Below are 8,250 nucleotides of genomic sequence, written 5' to 3' on the forward strand. Positions count from 1 at the left end.
AAGCGGGTGCGCCCCCACCCCACCCCCACCCCCCCCCCCCCCCCCCTCCCCCCCCCCCCCCCCCCCCCCCCCCCCCCCCCCCCCCCCCCCCCCCCCCCCCCCCGCACCCCTCGGATTTCCGGGCGGTGTGACTCGGGAACGTCACACTTCACGCCGCACCGCCCGGAGCACGAAGTACGCAGTACCGCACCGCTCGCGGTCCTCGTCACTTGGCAGAACCCCTGCAAAAACCCCCACGTAGTACCAGCGGTCACCCCCGCACTACCCGCAGTACACGCAGTGCACATTTCGCGTCGCCTCGGGCCGTCACCCCGGGTCGTGCAGCCAACGCAGTTTCCCAAATCCCGCGTCTCCAATCTTTATGCGGGTGCCCCTTTGAACCTTGGGAGTTAGGCACCATGACCCAGTCGTCTGTGGAGCCCAAGACCACCGCGGAAGAGGCCGGCGACGGCACTCTGAACCCCGCTGGGCGTTCTTGGCTCGACCGCTACTTTCACATCACCCATAGAGGGTCGAACGTAGGCAATGAAATTCGTGGCGGCGTCACGACCTTCATGGCCATGGCGTACATCCTCCTGCTCAACCCGCTGATCCTCTCCGGCAAGGACGTCGCCGGCGACACGATGAGCCAGAAGGCCCTGATCACGGCCACCGCCTTCGCCGCGGCCCTGACCACCCTCCTGATGGGCTTCATCGGCAAGGTCCCGCTGGTCCTCGCCGCCGGCCTGTCCGTCTCCGGCGTCCTGGCCTCGCAGGTCGCCCCGCAGATGACCTGGCCGCAGGCCATGGGCATGTGCGTCATGTACGGCGTCGTGATCTGTCTCCTGGTCGTCACCGGCCTCCGCGAGATGATCATGAACGCGATCCCGCTCGCGCTCAAGCACGCGATCACCATGGGCATCGGCATGTTCGTCGCCCTGATCGGTCTCGTGAAGGCCGGCTTCGTCGGCAAGGGCCCCGAGTTCGGTCCCCCGGTCCAGCTCGGTTCGGTCGGCGAGCTCGCCGGCTGGCCGGTCCTGCTCTTCTGCGTCACCCTGCTGGGCATCTTCATGCTCCAGGCCCGCAAGATCCCCGGCGCCATCCTGATCGGCATCGTCGGCGGCACCGTCCTCGCGGCGATCCTGAACGCCGTCATGGACATCGACCCGAAGGCCTGGAAGAACGGTCCGCCGACCCTCGACGGTTCCGCGATCTCGATGCCGGACTTCTCGCTCTTCGGCAAGGTCGAGTTCGGCGGCTGGGGCGACGTCGGCGTCATGACGGTCGGCATGATCGTCTTCACGCTGGTGCTCGCCGGCTTCTTCGACGCGATGGCCACCATCATCGGAGTCGGCACCGAGGCCAAGCTGGCCGACGACAAGGGCCGCATGCCGGGCCTGTCCAAGGCGCTGTTCATCGACGGTGCCGGTGGCGCCATCGGTGGCGTCGCCGGCGGCTCCGGCCAGACGGTCTTCGTCGAGTCCGCCACCGGCGTCGGCGAGGGTGCCCGCACGGGTCTCGCCTCCGTCGTCAGCGGTCTGCTCTTCGCCGCCTGCCTCTTCTTCACCCCGATCACCCAGATCGTCCCGGGTGAGGTCGCCTCCGCGGCCCTGGTGATCATCGGCGCGATGATGATGCAGAACGCCCGCCACGTGGACTGGGCCGACGCCGCGACCGCCATCCCGGTCTTCCTGACCGTGGTGATCATGCCCTTCACCTACTCGATCACCCCCGGTGTCGCCGCCGGTGTGATCTCCTACGTGGCCATCAAGGTCGCGCAGGGCAAGGCCCGTGAGATCGGCGCCTTCATGTGGGTCCTGACCGGTGTCTTCCTGGTCTTCTTCGCCCTCCACCCCATCGAGGCGTGGCTCGGCGTCAAGTAGGGCAGGGCACGTGAACACCACCTGACCCTCCACGCATCCGATACTGGAATCCGAAACCTCTCCGAGGAGGCCGCACATGCTGGACATCGCCGAAGAACTGAACCGGTGGGTCGAGCAGGGACGTGACTTCGCCGTCGCCACCGTGGTGGCGGTCGGCGGGAGCGCTCCCCGGCAGCCCGGAGCCGCGCTCGCCGTCGACAGCGAGGGCACGGCCATCGGATCGGTCTCCGGCGGATGCGTGGAGGGCGCGGTGTACGAGCTGTGCCAGCAGGCGATCGAGGACGGCGAGACCGTCCAGGAGCGCTTCGGCTACAGCGACGACGATGCCTTCGCCGTGGGTCTGACCTGCGGCGGAATCATCGACATCCTGGTCACCCCGGTCCCCGTGGGCTCCCCCCTGCGGGAGGTGCTCGCCACCGCGCTGCGTGCCGCCGCGCGGGGTGAGGCCGCCGCGGTGGCCCGGATCGCCGAAGGCCCGGCCGAGCTGATGGGCCGCGCCCTCGTGGTCGGCCCCGACGGCTCCTTCGAGGGCGGCTTCGGCGGCCACCCCGAGCTGGACCGCACCATCGCCGAAGAGGCCCGCGCCATGCTCGACGCCGGCAAGACCGGCGTGCTGGAGATCGGCGCCGACGGCCGGCTCTGCGGAGAGCCCCTCAAGGTCCTGGTCGAGTCCAGCGTCCCGCCCCCGCGGATGATCGTCTTCGGTGCCATCGACTTCGCCTCCGCCCTGGTGCGGATCGGCAAGTTCCTCGGCTACCACGTGACGCTGTGCGACGCCCGGCCCGTCTTCGCGACGAAGAAGCGTTTCCCCGAGGCGGACGAGATCGTGGTCGACTGGCCGCACCGCTACCTGGAGACCGCCCGGGTCGACGGCCGGACCGTGCTCTGCGTCCTCACCCACGACGCCAAGTTCGACGTACCGCTCCTCGAACTGGCCCTCAAGCTTCCCGTCGCCTACGTCGGCGCCATGGGCTCCCGCCGCACCCACGAGGACCGCAACAAGCGGCTCCGCGAGGTCGGCGTGACCGAGCTCGAACTGGCCCGGCTGCGCTCCCCGATCGGCCTCGACCTCGGCGCCCGCTCCCCGGAGGAGACCGCGCTGTCCATCGCCGCAGAGATCGTCGCGAACCGCCGCGGCGGCAGCGGCGCAGCCCTCACCGGCGCGCACATCCCGATCCACCACGACACCTCGAACACGGTGATCGGCAGGATCGGCTCGGTCGCCTGAAGGGGCGGCCCCCCGGCGTGAGTGAAGGCGCAACCCTCCCGGGGGTTGCGCCTTCTGCATGTCCCGCCTATTTTACCGGCCGGTAACAGCGCTTCCCCGTATCGGAGTTGAGCGGATGTCCCGGACCCGTCACACCCCAGCACGCGCCCTCCGCCTGACGTGCGCCCTGGCGCTGGCAGGACTCGCGGCCACCCTCGGCCCCGCCTCCCGGGCGGCGACCCCGCCGGACGGCGGCCTGCGCGAGGTGCTCTTCGTCGGCAACAACTGGGAGGGCACCGCCGACGTCCTCGCCTCCACCGGCGACCTCGCCCGCGTCGCCCGGATCAACGTCGTCCCCGACAAGGAGGAACGGCTCCGCGAGATCTACCTCAACCCCGTCAAGCTCGGCTTCTTCCTCGGCATCCGGGCCACGGCGGGCGAGGGCCACGACCAGTTCGTCGACGACATGTACACCACCCCCGACGGCTCCGCCGTCGTGGTCTCCCGCCCCAGCTTCGCCGACGTCGTCTCCGTAGACCTGCGCACCGGCCGGATCAACTGGCGCTTCCCGGTGGCCGGTTACCGCTCCGACCACATGGCCGTCTCGCCCGACGGCACCCGCGTCGCCGTGTCCGCCTCCACCGCGAACACCGTCCACGTCCTCGACATCGCCACCGGCCGGCAGACCGGATCCTTCACCACCGGCGACAAGCCCCACGAGAACACCTTCACCCAGGGCGGCCGTCACCTCTGGAACAGCGCCATCGGCGACGTCACCTCCGCCCTCGACGCACCCTGGCTGGACTGGACGAAGGGCGACCGGAAGATCACCGTCGTCGACACGGAGACCTTCCGCACCGTCCGCGTCATCGACATGCGCGAACGCCTCGACGCCTTCGGCCGCAAGGACCTCTCCGACGCCGTACGGCCGGTCTCCTTCAGCCCCGACGAGTCGAAGCTCTACTTCCAGGTCTCCTTCTTCAACGGATTCGTCGAGTACGACGTGCCCTCCGACCGGATCACCCGCGTCAAGACCCTCCCCGAGAACCCGGCCACCCCCGCCGACCGCACCAAGTGGGTCAACGACTCCCGCCACCACGGCATGTCCATGAGCCCCGACGGGAGCAAGCTCTGTGTCGCCGGCACCATGGACGACTACGCGACCGTCGTCGACCGCGCCACCCTCGCCGAGGGGCCGCTCGTCCCCGCCGCCAAGCCCTACTGGGCCACCGTCAACGGCGACGGCACCGCCTGCGTCATCTCCGAGAGCGGCGCCGATCAGGTCACCGCCATCGACTTCGCCACCGGCGCCAAACGCGTCTCCGTCCCCGTCGGCGACCACCCCCAGCGGGTCCGAATCGGCCACGTCCCGGCCGGCTGGAGCGGCCCCGGCACCCGCTGAGGGCCGCTGACGGCAAGCCCGGAAACCGGCCGGACCCGCCGTGGGGCCCGGCCGGACGGGCAGATCCGGCCAATATGGTGTGAGCAGTCCGCGATGACCGATTAGTCTCCGGATCATGGTGGACATCCGCGAGGTACCCGAAGCCGACATCGACCGCGCTCAGGAGCTCGCCTACCTGGTCTTCCACGACCGCCCGGAACCCGGGACACGCGAACGGCACCACTCCCTGCTCACCCACTGCGCCCGCCTCGGCGCCTACGACGGCGACGCACTGGTCGGCTTCATGGCCGCCCACCCCTTCCGCCTCTCCGTCCCGGGCGGCGCCGACCTCGCCAGCCCCGGTCTCACCTTCGTCTCCGTCGCCCCCACCCACCGCCGCCGCGGCGTCCTGACCGCCCTCATGGTCGAACAGCTGCGCCGCGCCGGGGCCGAGGGGAGCCCCCTCGTCGTCCTGTGGGCCTCCGAAGCGGCCATCTACGGCCGCTTCGGCTACGGCTCCGCCACCCAGGGCGCCACCATCGAGATCGACTCCACCCGGCCGCTCGCCCTGCGCATCGACCCCGACCCGCGCCCGCTGCGGCTGGTCGACCCGGACGAGGCCCTCGCCGTCATCGCCCCCTTCCACGAGGCCGCCCGCAGGACCCGGGCCGGCAGGCCGAGCCGGAGCGCGGAGCGCTGGGCCGAGGAGTGGCTCTGCGAACAGGACGAGGAGGACGAGGAGCTGGGCCCGCCCAGGATCATCGCCCTCGGGGAACCGGGTGAACCCGTGGCGGGCTACGTCCTCTACCGCACGAAGCACGAGGACGACGGGGCGCCGCCCGGCCGCAGCCCCGGCCTCGTCCGCGTCGACGAACTGGAGGCCGAGACCCCGGCGGTGGCCGCCGCGCTGTGGCAGTGCCTGGCCTCCCTCGACCTGACCGGCAAGGTGTCCGCGTGGGGCCGCCCCCTGGACGACCCGCTGCTGCACTTCGCCGCCGACCGGGACCAGGTCAGGGTCACCGCCCAGTTCCCGGCGCTGTGGCTGCGGCTGGTCGACGTACGGGCGGCGCTGACCGGGCGGTCGTGGGCCGCGCCCGTGGAACTCGTACTGGAACTGTCCGACGTACGGCTGCCCGAGAACGCCGGACGGTTCCGGCTCAAGGCCGGGCCCGGCGGGGCGACGTACGAGACCGCCCGCGCGGAACCCGACCTGTCCCTGGACGTACGGGAGCTGGCCGCCTGCTACCTGGGCGGGACCCGGGTCCGCGAGCTGGTGGCCGCCGGGCTGGTGGCCGAGCACACCCCCGGCGCGGCGGCGGCCCTGGACGCCGCCCTGAACACCGGGCCGCTGCCGCACACGTCCGACGAGTTCTGACCCGGAGCAGGGGCGGGCGGCCCGGTCAGGCGCGCGGCCCGATCCGCGCCGCCGACATGCCGAAGCCGCTGCTCAGGACGCCCGTGGACAGGGCGTCGCCGGGACGGCGCAGCTCCTCCTCACGGTAGCGGCGCGTCATCCGGTGCCAGTGGAGGACCCCGGCGAGCCAGTCCTGGAGCTCGCCGACGTACGCGTCGAGACCGGCGCGGGCGGCCGAGTCCAGCCGCCAGTCGTCGTAGAGCACGGGCAGCTGGTCCGCGACGATGTGCCGGAACTCCTCGGTGCGCTGCTCCAGGAGGGAGTGGCAGATGTGCAGGGCCTCGGGGTAGCCGATGTCGAAGAAGTTCCGGGTGACCAGGACGTGGTTGTGCACCTCGCCCTCGAACTCCACCTCCTTCCGGTAGGAGAAGACGTCGTTCACGAGGCAGCCGACGTCGGCCGCCGCGTTCTCCAGTGAACGGATGGTGCCCGACCGGTAGATCTCGTCGGGGATGCCGCGGTCCTCGTGCCCCAGCCGGCACATGTACATGGTCAGCCGGGCGCCGAAGGTCTGGCGGCGCATCTCGGCGTAGTCGACCGGGTCCGGGATCCGGTGGTGGAACTGGTTCTCGACCTCCCACACCCAGCTCTCCAGCATCTCCACCATCGTCGCCCGGAACTCGGCGCGGCCGGCCGCGGTCATGCCCGGGACGGTGCGGGCCCAGAGGTCGGCGAGGGACCGTTCCATCACGGTCACCGGCGCCGCCGGGGCTTCGCCGGCCTCCAGCGGCATCATCGCGATCAGCCGCGCGGTGGCCGCCTTCGCGCCGGAGAGGTTGCCGCACTGCCCGAACACCAGGGGGTAGTAGTCGTCCGCGTAGGTCCCCCAGGTCAGCCAGCACGCGTTCAGCAGCAGCGCCTCCGCCGTCGCGTCGGGGTCGATGCCGGCCGAGCAGAGCGCGAAGTCGTAGCCGCGCATCCTCTGCTCGTCCCAGATCGCCGACCCCGGGTCCCCGGGCTGGGGGTCCAGCAGCCCCATCCGCCGCGACCACCGCACCGAGCCCTCGCGGGCGTGTTCCAGGTGCGGGCTCAGGCGCAGCTCGTAGGGCATGCGGATGTCGGGGATGACGCAGGGGCCGGTCTTCTGGAAGGGCACGTGGCCGAAGGAGCGGCGGCGCAGCTCCATGGAGCGCCGGGTGAAGACGGAGCCCAGGTCGAAGGCGCTGGTGCCGAGCCCGGAGGGGAGGAAGGGCAGGGTCAGCCGCCGGGTGGAGGCGGCCCCCTCGTTCATGTAGCGGCTGGAGGCCAAATGCCACTCGTGGCCGCCCGACTGCCAGTCCTGGAGGCCCTTGGTGTAGGCGAGCACGGCCGCGGTCTCGGCGGGGCTCAGGGCGTGCTCGGCGAAGAGGCGGGGGAGTTCGGTGAGCGCCGTCTGCTCGAACTGCTGGAGGCGGGAGGTGATCAGGTCGTTGGAGATCTCGGCGGCCTGCTGGGTGCTGCACCCGAGGAAGGTCTCCAACACCAGGACGGCGTTGGAGAGTTCACCCTCGTCCTCCACCTCGCGCTGATAGGAGAAGATGTCGTTCCTGACGTGCACGGCGTCGGAGAAGGCGTCGCGCAGGACGCCCAGCGGCCGCGAGTGCGCCACCCGGGCGGGGACTTCGGCGGCCACGTACTCGACCAGCCCCGCCGACCAGGGCGCGCCGCCGACCTTGCGGCGCATCTCGATGTATTCGAGGGGGTTCGCGACCCGCCCGGTGCCGATGTTGGCGAGCTCCCACATGGACTCGTCGAGCAGGTTCTTCGTGGAGAGGGAGAACCGTTCCCGCCAGTCGGCCGACATGGCCGGGACGGTCCGCGCCCACAGGTCGGCGAGCCCGGCCTCGACGGGGTTGGCGGCCTCGGGGAAACCTTCCGCCAGGTCCATCGGCATGAAGGCGGGCAGCCGGTCCAGGTAGGCCTTGGCGCCGGCCCGGTCCCGGGAGCGCTTGAACATCTCCAGGAAGTGGTCGTCGAAGAAGAACACCCACACGTACCAGTCGGTGACCAGGGACAGCGCCTCGGCGTCGCAGTCGGGGTGCGTGTACGAGCACAGCAGCGCGTAGTCGTGCGAGTCGAGGTCCGGCTCCTCCCAGACGCCGGACCCCTCCAGCATCCCGAAGGACCGCGCCCACCGCTTGCTTCGGGCCCTCGCCTCCTCCAGGTGGGGGTTGAGGCGCGCCGGGTACGGCACGTAGAACTCCGGCAGTCGGAACGGCTGCGTCACTGCGGGCCGGCCTTTCGTCGAGGTGCGGGGCCGGCGCTCCGGCCCCGCACGAGATCAGCACTGCCCTACCCCCGGCGTCGCCCGGACAAGGGGGAGTTCACCGCTTCAGGTGACGGTCGCGCGGGTGTACGGCACACCGGACGGCCCGGCCCCCGCACCCTCGGACGAGAGGGTGCGGGG

General features: G+C 71.2%; 5 protein-coding genes. 4 read left to right on the forward strand and 1 reads right to left on the reverse strand.

The window, feature by feature from the left end:
- The first annotated feature begins 398 nt into the window (after positions 1 to 398).
- The 4 genes from ACZ7IF_RS34280 to ACZ7IF_RS34295 all read left to right on the forward strand — a co-directional run bounded on the left by ACZ7IF_RS34280 (position 399) and on the right by ACZ7IF_RS34295 (position 5,825).
- A complete protein-coding gene (locus ACZ7IF_RS34280; RefSeq protein ID WP_470979787.1) occupies positions 399 to 1,862 on the forward strand; it encodes an NCS2 family permease in 1,464 nt (487 codons plus the stop codon).
- 76 nt (positions 1,863 to 1,938) lie between these two features.
- Positions 1,939 to 3,090 (forward strand): XdhC family protein, encoded by a 1,152-nt coding sequence (locus ACZ7IF_RS34285; RefSeq protein ID WP_470979790.1) that lies wholly within the window; start codon positions 1,939 to 1,941, stop codon positions 3,088 to 3,090.
- 115 nt (positions 3,091 to 3,205) lie between these two features.
- The gene (locus ACZ7IF_RS34290; protein WP_470979793.1) at positions 3,206 to 4,471 is read left to right on the forward strand and encodes a YncE family protein; all 1,266 of its coding nucleotides are present in this window, start codon (positions 3,206 to 3,208) and stop codon (positions 4,469 to 4,471) included.
- Between the two features lie 115 nt (positions 4,472 to 4,586).
- A complete protein-coding gene (locus ACZ7IF_RS34295) occupies positions 4,587 to 5,825 on the forward strand; it encodes a GNAT family N-acetyltransferase (protein ID WP_470979796.1) in 1,239 nt (412 codons plus the stop codon).
- Positions 5,826 to 5,850: 25 nt separating this feature from the next.
- On the opposite strand, the gene ACZ7IF_RS34300 is transcribed toward ACZ7IF_RS34295, so the two are convergent.
- Positions 5,851 to 8,070, reverse strand: coding sequence for a terpene synthase family protein (locus ACZ7IF_RS34300; protein ID WP_470979799.1), 2,220 nt, complete (start codon positions 8,068 to 8,070; stop codon positions 5,851 to 5,853).
- Positions 8,071 to 8,250 lie beyond the last annotated feature (180 nt).

Source organism: Streptomyces sp. NPDC037421, from assembly GCF_055602105.1.

Bases quoted from the DNA above. Each gene is read 5' to 3' on its own strand.
- ACZ7IF_RS34280 (WP_470979787.1), top strand. From the start codon at position 399: ATGACCCAGTCGTCTGTGGAGCCCAAGACCACCGCGGAAGAGGCCGGC.
- ACZ7IF_RS34285 (WP_470979790.1), top strand. From the start codon at position 1,939: ATGCTGGACATCGCCGAAGAACTGAACCGGTGGGTCGAGCAGGGACGT.
- ACZ7IF_RS34290 (WP_470979793.1), top strand. From the start codon at position 3,206: ATGTCCCGGACCCGTCACACCCCAGCACGCGCCCTCCGCCTGACGTGC.
- ACZ7IF_RS34295 (WP_470979796.1), top strand. From the start codon at position 4,587: ATGGTGGACATCCGCGAGGTACCCGAAGCCGACATCGACCGCGCTCAG.